This is a genomic window from Acinetobacter sp. SwsAc6 (assembly GCF_013391565.1).
Taxonomy (GTDB): Bacteria; Pseudomonadota; Gammaproteobacteria; order Pseudomonadales; family Moraxellaceae; genus Acinetobacter; species Acinetobacter cumulans.
The window spans coordinates 28695-48572 of record NZ_JACAXE010000007.1 but is presented as its reverse complement, the minus strand read 5'-3'; the positions used below and the strand labels follow the sequence as shown (position 1 = coordinate 48572).

The 19878-nt window shown below is 39.2% G+C and carries 16 protein-coding genes and 1 pseudogene; 5 read left to right on the top strand and 12 right to left on the bottom strand.

The annotated features are described in order from the left end of the window. Positions 1-46: 46 nt before the first annotated feature. Positions 47-1072, bottom strand: coding sequence for a substrate-binding domain-containing protein (locus HYG93_RS06985; protein ID WP_106984685.1), 1026 nt, complete (start codon positions 1070-1072; stop codon positions 47-49). Between the two features lie 429 nt (positions 1073-1501). Between HYG93_RS06985 and HYG93_RS06980 the strand changes: the two genes are divergently transcribed. Beyond that, positions 1502-2554 (top strand): Rieske 2Fe-2S domain-containing protein, encoded by a 1053-nt coding sequence (locus HYG93_RS06980; protein WP_178962113.1) that lies wholly within the window; start codon positions 1502-1504, stop codon positions 2552-2554. Between the two features lie 94 nt (positions 2555-2648). Here the strand turns inward: HYG93_RS06980 and HYG93_RS06975 are convergent, their stop codons facing one another. The 3 genes from HYG93_RS06975 to HYG93_RS06965 all read right to left on the bottom strand — a co-directional run bounded on the left by HYG93_RS06975 (position 2649) and on the right by HYG93_RS06965 (position 6491). Then, positions 2649-3266 carry a hypothetical protein gene (locus HYG93_RS06975; RefSeq protein WP_178962111.1) on the bottom strand — a complete coding sequence of 206 codons (618 nt, stop codon included), beginning with the start codon at positions 3264-3266 and terminating at the stop codon, positions 2649-2651. 315 nt (positions 3267-3581) lie between these two features. Next, on the bottom strand, positions 3582-5114 hold the full coding sequence (locus tag HYG93_RS06970) for an aspartate aminotransferase family protein (protein ID WP_121594433.1): 1533 nt from the start codon (positions 5112-5114) through the stop codon (positions 3582-3584). Between the two features lie 3 nt (positions 5115-5117). Further along, positions 5118-6491 (bottom strand): diaminobutyrate--2-oxoglutarate transaminase, encoded by a 1374-nt coding sequence (locus tag HYG93_RS06965; protein ID WP_120364322.1) that lies wholly within the window; start codon positions 6489-6491, stop codon positions 5118-5120. Between the two features lie 481 nt (positions 6492-6972). On the opposite strand from HYG93_RS06965, the gene HYG93_RS06960 reads away from it, so the two are divergent. Both HYG93_RS06960 and HYG93_RS06955 read left to right on the top strand, forming a co-directional pair. Further along, positions 6973-7677 (top strand): SIMPL domain-containing protein, encoded by a 705-nt coding sequence (locus tag HYG93_RS06960; RefSeq protein ID WP_120365981.1) that lies wholly within the window; start codon positions 6973-6975, stop codon positions 7675-7677. Positions 7678-7869: 192 nt separating this feature from the next. Beyond that, positions 7870-8466, top strand: a complete 597-nt coding sequence (locus HYG93_RS06955) for an undecaprenyl-diphosphatase (RefSeq protein ID WP_106984746.1) — start codon at positions 7870-7872, stop codon at positions 8464-8466. A 101-nt stretch (positions 8467-8567) separates the two neighbouring features. On the opposite strand, the gene proB is transcribed toward HYG93_RS06955, so the two are convergent. Together proB and cgtA are read right to left on the bottom strand one after the other, a co-directional pair. After that, on the bottom strand, positions 8568-9701 hold the full coding sequence (gene proB, locus HYG93_RS06950) for a glutamate 5-kinase (RefSeq protein ID WP_120365982.1): 1134 nt from the start codon (positions 9699-9701) through the stop codon (positions 8568-8570). Between the two features lie 30 nt (positions 9702-9731). Beyond that, positions 9732-10946: an Obg family GTPase CgtA gene (cgtA, locus tag HYG93_RS06945; protein ID WP_106984679.1), complete on the bottom strand. Its 1215-nt coding sequence runs from the start codon at positions 10944-10946 to the stop codon at positions 9732-9734. Between the two features lie 266 nt (positions 10947-11212). Between cgtA and HYG93_RS06940 the strand changes: the two genes are divergently transcribed. Continuing rightward, on the top strand, positions 11213-12427 hold the full coding sequence (locus HYG93_RS06940) for an MFS transporter (protein ID WP_120365983.1): 1215 nt from the start codon (positions 11213-11215) through the stop codon (positions 12425-12427). A 179-nt stretch (positions 12428-12606) separates the two neighbouring features. Here the strand turns inward: HYG93_RS06940 and HYG93_RS06935 are convergent, their stop codons facing one another. Then, positions 12607-12987 (bottom strand): helix-turn-helix domain-containing protein, encoded by a 381-nt coding sequence (locus HYG93_RS06935; RefSeq protein WP_120364325.1) that lies wholly within the window; start codon positions 12985-12987, stop codon positions 12607-12609. Positions 12988-13105: 118 nt separating this feature from the next. Here HYG93_RS06935 and HYG93_RS06930 point away from each other — a divergent pair, with 118 nt between their 5' ends. After that, positions 13106-13960, top strand: coding sequence for an SDR family oxidoreductase (locus HYG93_RS06930; RefSeq protein WP_120365984.1), 855 nt, complete (start codon positions 13106-13108; stop codon positions 13958-13960). Between the two features lie 88 nt (positions 13961-14048). On the opposite strand, the gene HYG93_RS06925 is transcribed toward HYG93_RS06930, so the two are convergent. The 5 genes and pseudogenes from HYG93_RS06925 to HYG93_RS06905 form a co-directional block, all read right to left on the bottom strand. Beyond that, entirely contained in the window at positions 14049-14729 is a 681-nt protein-coding gene (locus HYG93_RS06925) for a hypothetical protein (RefSeq protein ID WP_178962109.1), read from the bottom strand. A gap of 3 nt (positions 14730-14732) precedes the next feature. Then, on the bottom strand, positions 14733-15440 hold the full coding sequence (locus HYG93_RS06920) for an MFS transporter (RefSeq protein WP_120366192.1): 708 nt from the start codon (positions 15438-15440) through the stop codon (positions 14733-14735). Positions 15441-15562: 122 nt separating this feature from the next. Next, positions 15563-16065: pseudogene (locus tag HYG93_RS06915) on the bottom strand (GNAT family N-acetyltransferase). Between the two features lie 276 nt (positions 16066-16341). Continuing rightward, complete coding sequence (locus HYG93_RS06910) at positions 16342-17799, bottom strand: glyceraldehyde-3-phosphate dehydrogenase (protein WP_106984673.1); 1458 nt, start codon at positions 17797-17799, stop codon at positions 16342-16344. 270 nt (positions 17800-18069) lie between these two features. Beyond that, on the bottom strand, positions 18070-19827 hold the full coding sequence (locus HYG93_RS06905; RefSeq protein ID WP_120366189.1) for a hypothetical protein: 1758 nt from the start codon (positions 19825-19827) through the stop codon (positions 18070-18072). Positions 19828-19878 lie beyond the last annotated feature (51 nt).

Sequence of the window (19878 nt, the reverse complement as noted above, 5' to 3'; positions counted from 1 at the left end):
AAAAGCCAATGACAGGTTTCCCTGCCATCAGCCAATGGTCTTTCTATTACTTAACCGCTTTACCTGCTTTAAAGTCAGCAAGTACTTTTGCACGTTCTTTGTCAGACATAGAAATTAAGCCAGCTTTTTCTAACTTAGAGCCTTTGCCTGTCACTTTTTTGCTAATAAAGAATTCTGTGTATTCTTTTAAGCCTTTAATTGCTTTTAAGTGCTCGCCTTTCACGTAGAAGAACAATGGACGAGATACTGGGTAAGAACCGTTTAGAATCGTTTTCTCAGAAGGTACAACATTGTTTACTGTCGCAACACGTAGCTTGTCACGGTTTTGGTCATAGAAACCTAAACCAAATACACCCACTGCACTTGGAGAGGTTTTCAAACGTGCTAATGTTTCTGTGTAATCGCCAGCAATTTCAATGACCTTGCCGTCTTTACGGAAGTTAGAACATGCTTTTTTCTGCGCGTCTTTGTCTAATTTTGCGAAAGCTTCATAAGTTTCACAGCCAGCATCAACCATTTTCTCTTGGAAAACTTCACGTGTACCGTGGTTAGATGCAGGAATTACTAAAGTGATCGGTTCATTTGGTAAAGATTTATCAATTTGATTCCAACGTGTGTACGGGTTAGGAATCATTTTGCCATTAGCAGGAAGCTCTGCGGCTAAAGCTGCAAATACATGCTGTGGACGTAATTTATAGGCAGCTTTATGTGAGTTAGATGCGAATACAATGCCGTCATAACCAATTTTGATTTCTAATACTTGATTCACACCGGCTTTTTTACAAGCAGCTAATTCAGTATCTTTAATTTTGCGTGATGCGTTTGCGATATCAATTGTATTATCACCCACACCATTACAGAATTGTTTCAAACCACCTGAAGTACCACCAGAACCAACAACTGGGGTTTTAAATTGTGGGAATGTGTTGCCAAATTCTTCCGCTGCAATACTTGCATACGGTAAAACTGTAGAAGAACCAGCGATTTGAATCGTGTCACGCGCAGCGTTTGCAGTTGTTGCTACAGCCGCGCCAGTTAGTGCCAATGCAAGTGCGATATTATTGAAGCGCATTCTCATCTCTCTCAGTTGATGCATTTTTGGAGTACGCCACTTTGTTATTAAGTTTTGTACTTATTTGGATAACTGCATTTTGATTTTAGAATATGACAACTAAGTTACAACTTTATGACGCTTTGATGATAATTGACCACTAGGCTTTGATTTAAATAATTTTCTTTAAAATTCAATATGTAAGTTAATTTTACCAAATATATTCTTAGCACAGTTTTTTATATATTTTGGTAACACTTCAGCAGGATGTCATCTTTTAATGACACAGCAAGCTACTTTGCCTCCCTAAATCTCAACGCTACATCAGTCACTATACTCATCGTCAAAGTGCAGTGTTCTGATTTACCACATACTTCATTCCAATAATTGAAATTTATCTAAACACAAGCTTGACCTATATTCTAAAAAAGCCAGCTTGATGACAGAAAAATGAACAGCAAAACCATTGCGACCTTTAATCCTGATTTGCCAGTACACATGACATTTGAAGAACATGACTGGCATTTACTCGCTGAATATTGGTATCCAATCGCACTTGCGCGAGACATTACAGAGCAACCTTATGGCACGATGCTATTGGACATGCCTTTGGTGATTTATAAAATGAACGATCAGCTCATTGTCGCTAAAGATGCTTGCCCGCACCGCGGTGTTCCGCTCAGCTTAGGTAAAAATGATGGGCAAGGTGTGGTTTGTCGCTATCATGGTTTACGTTTTGGTGAACATGGCCATTGTAATCGCATTCCAGCCCATCCTGATCATAAAATTTCTCCGCGCTTTAACTTACGGACTTATGCCGCAGTCGAACGCTATGGTTTGGTCTGGTGTAATTTAACGGCCAATCCTGAAGCTGAGCCAAACATTCCAGTCATGCCTCATTGGGAGGATGCAGACTTTCAACAACTGGTGTGCCCAGCTGTAGATTTTCAGTGTTTTGCAGGCCGACAGCTCGAAGGCTTCATTGATGTTGCGCATTTTGCATGGGTGCATCCCGATACGTTTGGCGACCCTGAAAATGTAGAAGTACCTGACTATAAAACTATTGAGACAGAAACAGGATTTAATGCAGATTACTGGAGCAGTGTTGGACGCTATCCAATTGGTTTAGAACAGCGTGGCAAAGATGGCTTTCAATGGTTGCGTCATTTTGAAATTCATCTGCCGTTTACTGCAACCTTAACGATTCATTTTCCAAACGACAGTAAGCAAGTGATTATGAATGCAGCATCGCCGATGACTGCCCGCTCTACACGCTTATTTGCGCCTATTTGCCGTAATTATGACAAGGACTTGCCTGTGGAAGATGCTTATGACTTTAACCTAAAAATATTTGAGGAAGACCGATTAGTCTCGGAATCACAAAAGCCGGAATATTTGCCTTTGGATTTAAGCATTGAAGCGCATTTCCCAGCAGACCGCAGTTCCAGCATGTACCGCAAACTACTGCGTAAGAAAGGTTTTAGTCCATTGTTTGCGGCATAAATACATTAAAATAAAATTTATTTTTCAATTTTGAGTAACTGACTAAGTCAAAACTTTCTTATTAATATAGTATTACACCACCCAATACCACTTACTAAAATTTTTTTGTCTGTTTATACAAAGCTAATTCCACACTTAATGTTATTAATTTATCAATAATGTCTTCAAAATCTTTAAGATTTTTTACCTCTGTTTGAAACGATATCAAAAACATCGGAAGCCCACCATGATTGGTACTTTTAATATTGAGGTTTTTCCAAATCTTATCTCTATAATCAATATATTTTAAAATTATTGAATTGTTATCACAAATTAACTGCATATCCAAAAGTTTAATTTTTTCATCAACATTTTTTGTTAGATATCCAAACACCTTAACCTGGTTTTGAAACTCCTCTTCTGAAACTAAATCATTTTTAGTTATAAAAATATTGATTACATTCTTTAATAAATTCAAATCAACAAAGAATAATTTCGCTTCATACGCAATTACCTCACTCTGCTTTTGATCTTTCCAGATATTAACAGTATAGAGTAGTGCAATTGTCGCAAACATTGTTGCTGACCAACCTAAAAGACTTGATGCTGTAGCCGTGTCTTTCTTAAAGAATATTTGAATAAGCGCATATAAAGCGATTGATACAGCTAACAATACAAAATAAATAATAATTAATGTGGTTATTGGCTCAAATGGCTTATTTAGTTTTTGCATAAATTTAGTGATATTCATTTCAATATAAGTTTTAGAAAAAATGCTATTTTTTAATATTTTACATTAATAAATAATTGTATCAGCAATATTTTCTTTAGGGTATCAAATCACATGACAAGCGGCATGGAGGCCGCTAGGCAGCACTGAGGGATAGGACATCCCTTCAGTGCTGCAAAGGATTTTTGTTACTTTTCATCCCTGAAAAGTAAGTCCCCACTACACATTACAAAGAAATATTTATCCCAAAAATTCGATTAGAAGGCAATAAAAAAGGAGCTCAAATGAGCTCCTTCTTCTACAACTACAAAATGATGATTAGTCAATTGCAGGTGTATATGTACCATCAGCGATTGGGCCTTTGATACGATCCGCTTCTGCAAGCACAAGAGCAAGCAAATTCTTCACGTTGTCTAACGTCGCTACTGGGCTTAAAGTCGTCATTTTCAAAGATTGAACCTGACCTACTTTAGTTACACCAATATTCGCTTCACCACGCGCAAACAATTCGTCTGCTACGTTTTGGTTCAATGTATCTAACAATTCAGCTGGGTAGCCTGCTGGCACTACACGGAACAATACCGATGCAAATTGAGGATCAACCAGCATTTCTAGACCGTCAGTTGCAGTAATATAATCTGCAACATCACGTGTAAGCCCTACACCGTGATCGATCATCGAACCATAAAGCTCTTCACCTAGCGCTTCAACTGTCATCCACAACTTCAACGCATCGAAACGGCGAGTTGTTTGAAGTGACTTAGATACTAAGTTCGGAACGCCATGCTCTTCATCATAAGCAGAGTTTAAGTACTCAGCTTCATAATGCATGAAACGATAGTTCGCTTCATCTTTAAGCAAGAATGCGCCACATGAAATCGTTTGGAAGTAATGCTTATGGAAATCAAGCGTTACCGAGTCAGACAGTTCAATACCGTCTAACATTGAACGATAGTCATTTGAAAGAATCAGTGCACCGCCCCATGCTGCGTCGATATGCATCCACGCGCCATATTTGCTGGTGATCGCACGCACTTCTTTCAATGGGTCAATTGCGCCTGCATCGGTTGTACCCGCAGTTGCAACTACACATGCTACGATTTTGCCCGTCGCGCGAAGGTGCGCCATGGTTTTCTCAAGCGCGTCCATGTCCATGCGTGCATTTGCATCTACAGGAACAGTGACAACAGATTGGAAACCCATACCCATCATGGCCATGTTCTTTTGCACAGAGAAATGTGCATTTTCAGAACAGATCACTTTTACGTTACGCATTGCTTCCGCAGGTACGCCATCACGCTGAACAGACCACGGGTTACCGTTTTCGTCTTTCCAGTTTTTAGCAATACATGCATCACGTGCAAGCAAAACGCCCATCAAGTTAGACTGCGTACCGCCAGAGGTGAATACACCTGCTTGACCTGCACCATAGCCAACTTTTTGGCGAAGCCAGTCAATTAACTGAACTTCCATCAATGAACCAGCAGGGCTTTGATCCCAAGAGTCCATAGATTGGTTAGTCGCGTTAATTAACACTTCAGCGATTTGGCTTGTTACCATTGTTGGGCAATGCAAATGCGCTAAAGAATGCGGGTGATGTACTTTTAAGCTTTTATTTAAGAAAAGCTCAACCATACGGTCTAGTGATTTTTGAACGCCCATACCTTCTTTTGAAGGGTTGAACGCAATTGCACTACGAAGCTCTTTAATGCTACCGCCGGTGTACATTTTGTCATTTTGCAACCATGCAGAAACGGCTTTAACCGCTTCGCCCATTGCTGACTGATAGTCAGCAATGGATTGTGCATCATTGCAGAATAACGCTTTACGATGTTCTGCAAAATCTACCATGACTTATGCGCCTCGAGTTGCAACTAGTGCTTCAGCAAGTGCTTTCTTGAAGCGAACGATCACTTCTTCACATTCAGCTTGGTTAATGATCAATGGGCAAAGTAAACGAATTACAGTACCGTTACGACCACCTTTTTCTAACAACAATTTGTTGTTGAAACATGCTGCTTGAATTGCTGCTGCCAATTGAGAATCACCTGGTAAAGAACCCATGTGATCTGCTTTTTGACGTTCATCAACAATTTCAACACCAATCATCAAACCACGGCCACGTACGTTACCGATACATGGGAATTCTACCGCTAATTTTTTAATTTCAGCTTGTAAGAAGTCGCCACGCTCTTGCGCGTTTTGAGCCAAGTTTTGTTCTTTGATGGTTTTGATTGTTGCAAGACCAGTACCCATAGCAAGTTGGTTACCACGGAATGTGCCCGTATGACCCGCTGGTTGCCATGCGTCAAACTTACGTTTAATACCTAATACTGCAAGTGGTAAGCTACCACCTACTGCTTTAGACATTACAACGACGTCTGGCTCAATACCTGCATGTTCAAAGGCAAACATTTTACCTGAACGTGCAAAGCCTGCTTGTACTTCATCAAGAATTAACACGATGTTGTGCTTTTCAGTCACTTCGCGGATTTTCTTTAACCATTTTACAGGTGCAGTCACTACACCGCCTTCACCTTGGATTGCTTCCAAGATTACAGCTGCTGGCTTAGTTACACCACTTTCTACGTCTTCAATGAAGTTTTCGAAATAATACGTTAATGCGTCTACACCCGCTTCACCACCAATGCCTAATGGGCAACGGTATTCATGCGGATACGGCATAAATTGAACACCTGGCATTAAGCCATTCACAGCATTCTTCGCAGACAAGTTACCTGTCATTGCTAAAGAACCGTGAGTCATACCATGGTAACCACCTGAGAAGCTAATTACTGAACTACGACCAGTGTAAGTTTTTGCTAATTTAATTGCTGCTTCTGTACCATCTGCACCAGATGGGCCACAGAACTGTAAGCAGTACTCTTCTTTACCACCAGGTAATTGCTCAAGTAATGCTTCAGTAAATGCATCTTTTAAAGGCGTTGTTAAATCCAAAGTATGCAATGGGAGACCACTTGCAAGTGTATCGTGGATACTTTGAATTACCGCAGGATGGTTATGGCCTAGTGCCAATGTTCCTGCCCCAGCTAAACAATCGAGGTACTCTGTACCTTCAACATCAGTAACCCAACAGCCTAAAGCTTTTGCTATCGCAAGTGGAAGTTTACGCGGATAGCTACGAACATTGGATTCCATCTGGCTTTGGCGAGTCAAATAGTATTCGTTAGTAGAATTAGCGGCAGGGTTTACAGAAGAAACGCTCATATCGAATTACCATCTCTGATATGGGTTGAAAGAAATAAGTCGGGTGACTTGCGGTCCTTTGACTCGGTGCTTTATGAGTTTCTAGTTAGCTTAAAAAAACTCTTTGAGTATGGGCTAACTAGGAGGCGGATGATACAGACTTTTTCAAGAAAATAAATAACTTTTCGAACCAAATATCTAGTTTCCTAATTGAAAAAAGGGATCAATCCGACCGTTAGAATGAATTATCATCTTACATTGTGACAGACGAAAGAAAATAGTATGTTTTCGTTGTTTTTTAAAGCCACCATCAACAAGAGCAAGCTTTGCCATTTCAATCCAAACAACACTTTGTTTTCAATATATTTTTTAAATATCAAACCATTTAAAATAGATATATATTTTTACAAAGTCATCACAATATTTTCTAAAATAAACCATGATTCGGGCTTATTATCTGAAATAACTCTTAAAGATTGAATTTTATACAAAAGGTTAAATTATGCGTACCTTTTCTTATAGCGCCCTTCTACTGGGTTTAGCATTAAGCACTACAGCCTTTGCTCAAACCAGCGAAAGCATGAATTACAATGTGATTAATATTCAGGCCGAAGCGACGCGTCAAGTCACAAATGATGAAATGAATGCTGTGTTGTATATTGAAAAATCCAACAAACAACCGACTGAATTGGCCAATCAAATTAACCAACTTATGTCCCAAGCAGTACAAACTGCTAAAAAATATCCAAGTGTCAAAATTGAAACAGGCTCACAAAGCACATACCCAATTTATGACAATGACAATCAGAAATTAAAAGAATGGCGTGGCCGTGCCGAAATCCGTATTGAAAGTACAGACTTCAAAAGTGCAAGTCAGTTAATTAGTGAGTTACAACAAAACTTCCAAACCCAATCCATCAACTTTACAGTCTCCGATGCACAGCGTAAAAAAGTTGAAAATGAACTGGTGGTAGAAGCCTCTAAAAACTTTCAGCAACGTGCTCAAACTTTAGCTCAGGCTTGGAATAAAGGTGGCTACAACCTAGTTAACCTTAACTTAAATACCAGCAATTACTCGAATCAACCTGTACCACGTATGGCCATGATGAAAGCCGCGTCTGCCCCGCTCGAAATTGCAGATCAGCAAATGGCTGGAGGCGAATTTAAAATTAGCGTGAATGCATCAGGTAGCATTCAATTGAAATAGCCTCGTCATTTATATACATCTCCTGCATTCAAAAACTTGAATATGAGATAAATTTTTTAGCCCGTAGCTTCAAACTGCGGGCTAAATTTCATTTGAAATAGTCTCTTCATTTTTTGCATTTTTATTACATAGTTTTTGCATAAATTTGCTAAATTTTGTCGCATATTTTTTCTTTATTTTTTTAATATGCCAATTTCAATCGAACACTTAAATTTATGGCTGTATCAGATACTTAATGTGCCTGATCAAGCCTCTAATGGCATGATGAACTATGCTATTTTTGTTGCACATGATCTTATTTACCTCATGCTTTTCATTTTTATTTTTTGTTGGTTACGCGGTAGCTTCGAAACTAAAAAATCTATTTTAAAAGCATTTATTTTTACCGCAATTACCCTAGCACTAGGTGAAACGCTCTCCTTAGTTTTCAATACTCCTCGTCCCTTTGTCATGGACGTTGGCCAAACTCTAATTGAACACTCACCTACGGGCTCTTTCCCAAGCAATCACATGAGTATTTTTAGTGCCATTGCCTTTTCTTATTACTTCTCTGAGCGTCGAGACATTGGGCGTTTTTTAATTGCTGTGGCATGGCTCGTGGCTTGGTCACGGGTTTATGTAGGCGTACATTTCCCAATTGATATGTTAGGCGGTTTCTTTATTGCTTGGCTGGTGAACTATTCTGGCCTAAAAGTATGGAATAAATATAAAGATCAAATCATGATGTGGGTGATGAATATCTATCAAAAATTATTTCGCCCTTTGATTGAAAAAGGCCTTATTAAATAAATCTTTTTTAAAATCGTGCTAAATATATTTAATATTACTGCCGTAAATCATGATTTTGAATGCAAAAAAAACAGCTCCTAAGAGCTGTTTTTTTATGCCAATTAGTAAATTGCCATATGATTGCGATGAATCATTTCCAGTGAGCGTGCTTCGCCAAGGACTTGATGCACTTTATCGGAAGCTAAGCCCTTTACGATTTCTGCAGAACGCGAACTAAAATTCACACGCCCTACTGCAATACGATGGCCATGTGTATCCACACATTCCACCACATCACCGCGCTCAAAATGCCCCTCAACGGCTTTTACCCCGACTGGCAATAAACTACGGTGATTATCACGAATAGCTTTTACAGCACCATCGTCAATCACCAAACGGCCTGCAGTTTGCAAATGTGCTGCCAACCATTGCTGGTGTGCTGTGACACGGTCATTATCGGTAATAAATAACGTGCCCAATAACTCACCCGACATTACGCGTGAAAGTACATGATCGCTATCGCCACTTGCAATAACAGTCGGACAACCTGATTTAGCAGCCAAACGCGCAGCACGAACTTTGGTTAGCATACCGCCACGACCAAACTTACCACCGCCACCAGCCATATCAAACAGGGTCTCATCCATAGCACGTACAGTATGGAACAGTTTTGCATGAGGATTTGAACGTGGGTCTGAATCAAACATGCCTTCTTGGTCCGTTAGGATCACCAAAAGGTCTGCATGAACCTGACCCGCAACCATAGCTGCCAAGGTATCGTTATCACCAAAACGGATTTCGTCTGTAGATACTGTGTCATTTTCATTGATCACTGGAATCACACGCCAGTCGATCAAGTTTTGCAAAGCATCACAAGAGTTTAAATAACGACGACGATCTGCAAGGTCATCATGGGTTAAAAGCACTTGCGCAGTTCGAATAAAACGTTGTTCTAATACACTAGACCACGTATGAATTAAACCCATTTGACCAATGGCTGCACACGCCTGAAGACTGGGTAGATCTGTGGGTCGGCTGTCTAGATTCATTCGAACCATGCCTTCAGCCACAGCACCAGAAGACACCAGAATAATCTCGTGCCCTGCATTGTGTAGATCTGCAATTTGCCCCGCCCAATGCGAGATTGCCTCTAGATCTAAACCTTTTCCGTTTGCTGTGAGTAAAGAAGATCCGATTTTAACAACGATTCTTTTGCAATCCTTAAGCTGACGCTGTCCATCTACCACTTCTATCATCTTGTCCTCAGTTACTCTTAATTATAGAGCTTAACGTACGTAATACGACTCTGCTTGATCTTCGCCATCATCTTCTTCGTCATCGTCTTCACCCAAAATACCGGCAAGACGTTGCTGACGACGCATCTCACGATACGCTTCTTTGGCAGCGATGGTTTGTTCACGTGTTTCAGCTTCAAGCTGATCACGGAATGCTTTCATTTCTGCTGCATATTCAGGGTCTTCAAGCTCGCGTTCTTGTTGCTGCTCGATTTGATCCATTAAGTAATACACAACATCTTTTGTCCCTTCACGGGTCAAACCTGAAGTTTTAAATACTGGGCCTGTCCATTGCAATTCTTCAAGAATGTGGTTACACCACTCTTCACGGCTTTCTTCTGGAAGTTGGTCTAATTTATTGAGCACCAATACCACTGGAAGTTTTGACAGTGTTGGAGAGAACTTTAATAGTTCACCCAAAATTGCTTTTGCATTATGTACAGGATCAGAACCATCAATAGGCTGAACATCGACAATGTGCAATAAAATACGTGTACGAGCCAAATGCTTCAAGAAGCGAATACCTAAGCCTGCACCTTCTGCTGCACCTTCAATCAGACCTGGAATATCGGCCATTACAAATGAACGGTGGCTATCTGCATCGACCACACCTAGGTTTGGAATCATTGTTGTAAACGGATAGTCTGCAACTTTTGGCTTCGCCGCTGATACTGCACGAATAAATGTAGATTTACCTGCATTCGGCATACCCAACAAACCAACGTCTGCCAACACTTTTAACTCAAGACGAACTTCACGGAATTCGCCTTTATTACCATGTGTGCATTGACGTGGTGTACGGTTAGTTGATGATTTGAAGTGTGTATTACCTAAACCACCATCACCACCGCGAGCAACAATCACTTTTTGGCCGTCTTCAACTAAGTCAGCAATGATGTCACCAGAATCTGTATCTACAATTGTTGTTCCTACTGGAACTGTTAGTACGACGGATTCACCGCCGCGGCCAGCACAGTTTGCGCCTGAACCATTTTTACCACGCTCAGCTTGGTATTTACGGGTATAACGATAATCTACGAGTGTGCTTGTGTCGTCGTCAGCTTGAATATAAATGCTACCGCCTCGACCACCATCACCACCATCTGGACCACCAAATGGTACGAATTTTTCACGGCGAAAACTGGCTACGCCATTGCCACCGTCGCCAGCCTCTACGGTAATGACTGCTTCATCAACAAAGCGCATCTTGCCAATCCTCTAAAAACTTTAAAACCGCCTATTCTGCCATATTTTAATGAATTTCTCGAATAGTATTATTCAGCATTCGCTGAGTATTTTTAATGAAGCACTCAATTTGACCCCAAAATCGCTGGTTGTTTTGCCATTATGAATGTCTATTTTGCTTATATTTTCGGATTTATTCATTTTACAAATCATGCTATAGCTTTTACTTATTTGTGTTCAAAGATTGCGCCCGATATAGTGCCGTGATGCTGTCATAGGGATGAGTGATGCATCATCAATCAAACAATTTTGCTCAAACTGAGCTGTCTTCTCAATTTGTACTACTCATGGCTTTAGCCTGTGGTCTTTGTGCGGGATCAGCTTATTTTAATCAGCCTCTTATTTATTCTATTCAGTACACCCTCAAAATCAGTACGGACCAAGCGGGCTTGTCTGTGGTACTGGCTCAAGTTGGCTATGGCTTAGGACTGATGCTCCTTGTACCTTTGGGTGATTTGCTCAACAAAAGAAAACTCATTGTTTGCCTAATGGTGTTTGCGGGCCTTTCACAAATACTTTTATCGTTGAGTACAACGCTGATTTGGCTGTATAGCTTTACCCTTTGCGCTACTTTTGGCGCAATCTCAGCACAAATTTTAATTCCTTTTGCATCGAGTATTAGCTCACCCGCTCAAAGTGCTGCTACAGTCGGCAAACTCATGAGTGGCTTGGTCATGGGAATTATTTTATCGCGCACATTTGCAGGTTTTGTTTCGACCTTTTGGTCATGGAATATGGTGTATTTAAGTAGTGGTATCGTCACGCTTTTATTTGCCATGCTCATGTGGCATAAGTTGCCTAACACCCAAGCCAACACGCAATTAAACATTGCAAAAATTTATCAATCCTTATTTGAGCTTGCGAAGTCGGAACCGCATTTAATTCGACGTGCCTGTGCGGGAGCTTTAGGTTTTGCCATTTTATCCATGGTTTTTACATCAATGACCTTTGTACTAGCCAACCCGCCTTATGAATTTTCAGATTTTCAAATTGGTTTGTTTGGCTTACTAGGCATCATCGGTATTTATTCATCCAGCTGGTCTGGGCGTACGGTTGGCTTAGGTAAAGAAAATAAAGTCGCACTGATCTGCATCAGTCTCATGCTACTGTCTTGCCTACCATTGGCCTTTGCCCAATTGAATATTGTGGCATACGCCTTGGGCGTACTGATGAGCTACTTTGGTCTAACCGCATTTCATGTCCTGAACCAAAATTTAGTCTATCGTATTAATCCAACTGCACGTTCACGTATTAATGCTGTGTATATGACCATTTACTTTTCGGGTGCTACCTTAGGTTCTCTAACTGCCGTATATGCATGGCAACATTGGGGCTGGTTCGGCTGTGTAAGCTGCGCATTCCTCTTTGCTCTTGGGATTTTAATCATCGATCGCCTTGATTTTAAAACGATGCAACGCACCTCAACCACGGATACCGAGTAAAGCGGATACATGTAAACACAGCGGTATTAAATTAGCGTCGTATACTCAAAACACATATTCTATGGTTGCTCAATCGCAACCATGACTACATGCCTCTAAGTTCTCGAAGCCCTGAATTTATTCGCTATTTTAATTTCAAATTGGATGTTTTTACCCAGTACGTATCGTTGCCATACAGACTAAGATACTTTAGAAACAGTTGCTTTATTCTCCAAAATATCCGGTAATTTTGTTTCAATCCAACCAATCAAATACAGTAATTTTTCAGCTGCTTGTGAACCTGTAATAGTCAGTTGGTATTCGACCTTCGGTGGCACAACTGGATAAACAGTCCGTAGAATAAAGCCATCGTTTTCGAGCATTTTCAGCGTCTGTGCCAGCATCTTTTCGCTAATGCCTTCTATCCGTTGTTTAAGTTCACTAAAGCGATGCACGCCATCATTTAAACAACGCAAGACTAACACCGACCATTTATTGGTTAAGTGCTCCAAAATGTCACGTGATGGACAATCTGTGGATAAAACTTGACCTAATAATTTACTTGAAGCGTAGTTAGCCATCAAATCTCTCCTGCTGGTAATAAACTTACTTTTTGGTACGTACTTACATTTAGTAAGTTAACAGATTACTATTTATGCATCAAGTTTATTTTTCATACAAAAACATGAGGGTTTATAGATGAAAATTGCAATCACAGGTGCAACAGGTCAACTCGGTCAATTGGTTATTCAAGCTTTATTAAAACGCGTCAGCGCGAATCAAATTGTGGCTTTAGTACGTGACCAAAAAAAAGCAACTGCTTTAGCTGAGCAAGGTGTTGAACTACGTCATTTTGATTATGATGTCCCTGAAAGCTTAGCTCCAGCGCTACAAGGGATCGACAAATTATTACTCATTTCTGCCAATGAAGTTGGCCGTCGCACACCACAGCATAAAGCAGTGATTGAAGCAGCTCAATTGGCACAGGTTCCTTATATTGCTTATACCAGTCTATTACGTGCTGACATCTCACCTTTGGGCTTAGCACAAGAACACCGTGAGACTGAAGCACTGATTCAAGCCAGTGGTCTGCGCTATACCTTGTTACGCAATAATTGGTATAACGAAAACTATCTTGCTGGCGTTGAGCACAATGTAGCATCTGGCAAACTCTTTAGCGCCACAAAAAATGGTCCGATTAGCTCAGCATCACGTGCAGATTATGCCGAAGCTGCAGCCGAAGTTTTAACAACTCAAGGGCATGAGCAAAAAACCTATGAATTAGCTGGCTCACAAAGCTTCACTAAAACTGACTTAGCAACTTATATTGCACATGCCGCATCTAAACCTGTGCAATATTTAGAAATTGATGCAGAAAGCTTTGCACAAGGCCTTACACAAGCTGGCTTGCCAGAGCCTGTGGTCAATTTAATTACTGAAGCTGATGTTGAAACTGCACATGGTGCAATGTTTAGTGACCGTACTGATTTGGAACAATTGATTGGTCGCAAAACCACAACCATACAATCCCAAGTAGAGGCCTTATTTAAATAAAATAAATGACTTGAAGCATAACTACACTGTGTAAATCACACATAGCCTACCCCATTGAGCAATCAATGAGGTTAGGCTTTTTATTTTATTATGGGTGAATATTTTTCAATGCTAAGTTCATTTGCATATCTAAATTAGCCTGAGTATCGCGTTCAGTGTTGTACATCGTCGCACGAAAGGCCGCAATATTTTGTAGTGTAATTGGATCATTTAATTGTAGCTTTGGTTTAAATTGATGATCTACATTCAAACGAACAGACTCATTAAAATCAAAATACACAGGACCATTAAACATAATTTTAACGGGAATCTGATACTGACGTTGCAAATGAAATGGCACATCTAAATGAATAGGAATGTCTAGTTTTAAAGGAAATTTCGGCAACAATCTATTTTGATAAATTAAGTCTGTTGTGGTTTCCAAAGGCATATTTTGCCGAATTTTCAATTGTGTTTGATAGTCCAAATCAACTTGAATTGGCACTTCTACTGTAAATTGTAAGTCTGCTAAATATTTGCCTTTCAATGGCAAATCCATTTGTCGCTTTAAATCTATTTGAGTATCTAAAGTGCCACGCGCATGCGCCTGTAAATAATTACCCACATGAATAATTGTAGGCAATGAATGTGATAATTGAATATTCGCTTGCTTTGCTTTTACCTGTAAAGATGCCTGTACATTTAAATAAATCCAAAACAGCAGTGCCACCAAACTGGTAATCGCAATAAAACCATATAGCCAATACTTCACGGAATAGCGTCGATCCATGCACTATTCTCCTGTTGACTGAGGAGCTTGGCGTGCCAATTTCATATCTTTGAGCGGAATAACCAGTTCACCCTGCTTAATTTTGACAGGTAAAGTATTTTGCACATCGACCGTGGCTTTAAGTGCCGTTGAAATGGGTACATTCAAATGGCCATCAATGGGGATATTGGCTTGTATTTTCGTATTTAAAGGAATATTTAAATTTTCTTTCAGCTGTGTTTTGACTGGAGCATCAAATTTTAAATGAACTTTTTGCGCCAAAGGAACGTCCATATTAATAGGTACATCGAGTTGAATCGGAATATTTCCCTTTAAAGGTAAAGTGATATCCTTTCCTAAAACCCGAACTTGAACTTTGGTATTGATGGGCATGTTTTGATTAATTTTGAGTACTTCACGAACAGGAATCGTCGTTTGAATAGGCACCTGATTATCAAAATACACTCGCGGTGTAAGTGTTTGCGTGAGTGGAATTTGCAACTGTTCTTGCATCGGAATAGATGCATTCACTCGTCCAGAAACATCGACATTGAGTGCATCGTGTATTTTCACTTCTGCTTGTAAAGGTTCTTGTAAATCAATACTAACGCTTTGATTTTCGAGTGGAATATAGATATTAAAGTGTTTAAACACCCAAATCGCGATGAGCACACCGCAAATGGAAGCCAACACAATCAATGCTAATCCACTTAGCACGTGTTTTGCCTGCAAAACCAATCCTTGTATTTTTATTTTTCAATCTTTGAGTGTGCTAAATAAATACCGCAAGGTGTGCAATTTTTTGTATGTTAATTTGCAAAATCAGTAACCGTTTGACTCTAAAAAACTCAATACTAGTTCATAAAAAGCTTCATTAGTCGTTCATCAATATATTCATCATTGTCTTGTCTTTTAAAGCTTTTTGTTCAATGCCATAGGTTTGAAAACCACATTTTTCATAAAGCTGAATGGCGGGTTTGTTGTCATCTGCAACAGTGAGTAGAATTTGTTCTACATTATTTTTGCTATATTTTATAATTGTATTGAGTAGCATCGTTGCAATGCCTTTTTGTTGAAATTCAGGCTCAATAAAAACACTCGATAAATGTGCTTTATGAGCAAATTTTGCTCCAACTTCTTGTGTTAATGTGGCTAAGCCTATGATTTTATTATTTTGATATACACCAAATACTGTCGAATTTGATAAGCAGGCTTCAAAAAATATTAATGATTTATCTAGCTCAGCCAAATACGTAGATCCAAACATTTTTGGCGATTTTTCTAAAGCTGAAAGTCTGATTGTTCTAAAATCTTGAACATCATTCATCTCTAAAGTTTTAATCTCAATGTTTAGCATATTCTTCTATTCAAAATAGTTTAACCGCGTTTAACTTAGCATAGATTAGTTGTTCAAATTCTAAAAAGCCTATACTTCAGTACTGTAAGTAAAATACGTGCACAATACGCATAAACACCCACAAGAAGCGAAAAGTTGATCCTATCAATTGTTCTTTATTTAGACTTTATGTGCATCAATCCATTCAAAAACAATCACCAAGCCATGCTTAAAGCTAAATTATCTGCAATAAAAAAGAGCCTCATAAGAGGCTCTTTTTGTACCGCACTGAACTAATTATGCATTAGTTTCAGCAGGAACTTTTGGATAGCTTACGCCGCCCATTTGTTCTGCAATACGAAGTACTTGGCAGCTATAACCAACTTCGTTGTCATACCATACGTATGCAGTTAAGCGGTTACCAGCAGTAATTGTTGCTTGCGCATCAAATACACCTGCAGTACGTGAACCAATAAAGTCAGAAGATACAACTTCAGTAGAGTTTGTATAACCGATTTGACCTTGAAGGTTAGAGTTGATTGAAACTTGGCGAAGGTATTCATTTACTTCGTCACGTTCAACTTCTTTATCCAAAGTTAAGTTCAAGATTGCAAGAGAAACGTTTGGTGTAGGTACACGTACAGAGTTACCAGTCAATTTGCCTTTAAGTGCAGGAAGCGCTTTAGCAACTGCTTTCGCAGCACCAGTTTCAGTGATTACCATGTTCAATGTTGCAGCACGGCCACGACGGTCAGCTTTATGGTAGTTGTCGATTAAGTTCTGGTCGTTAGTGAACGAGTGAACTGTTTCAACGTGACCGCCAAGAACTGTATATTTGTCATGTAACACTTTAAGTGTTGGTGTGATTGCGTTTGTTGTGCAACTTGCAGCAGAGATGATTGTATCTTCATCAAGGATGTCTGCTTGGTTCACACCAAATACAACGTTCTTCATGTCACCTTTACCAGGTGCAGTTAGAATTACGCGCGCAGCGCCTGGGCATTGAAGGTGTTGTGCAAGACCTTCAGCATCACGCCATTTACCTGTGTTATCAATCACAAGTGCATTGTTAATGCCGTATGCAGTGTAATCAACTTCAGTTGGATTAGATGCATAGATCACTTTAATGAATTGACCATTTGCAATGATTGCTTCGTTTTCTTCATCTACAGAAATTGTGCCTGCAAATGGACCGTGAATAGAGTCACGACGAAGTAAAGAAGCACGTTTTTCTAGGTCACCGTCAGATGATTTACGAACAACGATTGCTTTTAGGTTAAGACCACGGCCTAAACCAGATTGACCAATCATTAAACGTGCAAGAATACGACCGATACGACCGAAACCGTAAAGAACTACATCTTTGTTTTCTACAGATGCAGCATTACCTTGTAATGATTTAACAGCATCAGCAACAAATGCGTCGATGTCGCCGCCTTTTTCTTTAAATTCAACAGCAAGTTTGCCCAAGTCGATTTCAGCAGTACCGATATTTTCAACTTTCGCCAAAGCTTCAAGAATTGGGAATGTGTTTACTACTGAAAGTTCAACGTCTAATACGCGAGTACGACGGTGAGCTTTAAGAATTTGAATCACTGAACGGTTAATTAAAGAACGACCGTATACTGTAGCTACGATGTTTTTTTCACGGTATAACTGACCCACTAGGGCAATCATACGTTCCGCAAGTTCTTCACGGTTTTTCCAGCGACCTTGGTGCTCTGCATGTAGGGCAACGATAGTGTCTTTGCTCACAGATACGTCCTCTAATTAATTGTAAATCGAAGCTTAAATTTCAAAACCCGACAATTGTAATGGAATTATCTAAAAGATAGAATCCAAAAGCTGATATTGGAGGCTTATTTTCTTATATATTCACTATAAATTATAAAAATAGTTGTAATTATTTTTATGATTTTGTTTTAAAAGATTTTTAAAATGCATTTTAGCGCCCCTAAAATACATTTTTATTTAATCGTTTCTTTATCAATCAGTGAATTAAGCTGTTTACAATTAAAGTCCTTATCAATGTGAGTAATTTAACTCATAACTGGTTTTTTCAGCTTTTGACGCCACAGAAAAGTTAAGGTCAAAATTAATAGAGGCATTAAAGTCTTCTACATCAAAATCTGAATAGGTTTCGGGTAAGCGAAGCAAAATTGGTAAGCGTGTAATGCCATTGTCACCACAAGGAAATGCATAGTGGCGCTCATGTTCACTGAAATTATGTAAATTCTCAAACTCTAAAAAGACTGAACATTTCGGATTCTGGCGTGGTGCTTGCAAAACACTCATAAACATTTTGTGCTTCATTTGTTGCCCGAGCTTATATGCTTCAGCCAAATCACGCTCTGCTTGATTACTCTTGGTCATGCGCTTAAAGAATGAGCCTTTCTCAGCACTTTGGCGTTTCAATTTATTGATATAGATTGTCAGTTCACGGTAATCCAGCAAATGCTCTGTCATTGCAAAACGAATATCTTGCAATGGTTTCAGTGAGCGTTGATGCATGACTTCCCACTCATGTTGATTCAGAGGCACAAAAGTATCTTGTCGACGTTTTTCTAATAATTTCAAATAGCCGACCATTTTATATTCAAACAACTGCACATGCTGATTAAATACCAATGCAGGTTGTTGTTTAAACTCACGATAATACGCGAGTAATTCTGAATATAGTCGATGTACGCTTAAATATAAATAATCGAATTCTTCAATATGTGACAAATGCGATTTAATCGCTTCATAGACAGGCTTAAAAAAATCAGTGGTTAATATATTTTCAAATTTTTTCAAATGCATTTGTGCCACAACATCTGCATTTTTAGCTACAAATTGAATCGGTTCAATGAGTAATGGAATTAAAGATTTTTCGCAAACCTCTTCCAATTGCAACACGATATCCATCACATCAACATGAATTTGGCTTTGTACAGTCACCATGCATTCAATTAAAGATTTAAAGTGATCAATATATTCATTTTCTTCAGTGGCCTGCATATCCAACACGATCACATTTAAAAATGTTTGCGCTTCGATTGCCCCTTTCTCTTCGGTTAAAAAGCGTCGAATTGAATAGGGATTTTGCTCTACCTGCATTACAGGCGCGGTCACAAAAATATATTGTGAGGTTTTTACCAATTCAAAATGACGGATTTTTTGTTGCTTGCTCAAATAATATCGGAAAATCGGATGCTTCATAATGTCCGAATGGCGTTTCAACAAAGGTTTAAACCAATAACCTAATAATTGTTGCTTAATAAATACTTCAATAATAAAGCATTTAATCTGCGACTCTGTGAGCTTACGGATCCCTTCTGGTGGTGTAATCACCATACGACGAATGACTTTGGCTGCATTGAGTAAAAAAGTACGGCGAATCATTAATTTTTCGCGTTGCAACATAAAGTTTTCATCTACAGAAATCTGGTCAATTTGCTCTATCGCATTTTCCAAATAATCCGCAATTTGTGTGCTGTCTTGAATAGATTTAAGGTCTTCTAAAGATTCGCTCAGCGTTTTGGCAATATGTTGCATGCGATCATTACTAAGGCTGTGTTTTAAAATAGCCAAACTGGATGATGCTTTGTACTCAAAACCACCTGTCATGCGGTTCCAATAGATTTCTTTGCTTTTTAAAATTTGATGATCAATCTCTTCGCGCAAAGCCATGTCAGATTCTTCAAGAATCTTAGTTAAGCGCACTTCCCAATCCACATCAAGGCTAGGTTCTAGCTGCAATAATGCGGCGCGTATTTGATATGGAATACTGCTATTTTGCATGTCCTAGCCCTCAAGTTTTGTGAAATTTATTTAAGTTTAAAGCATTCGTCT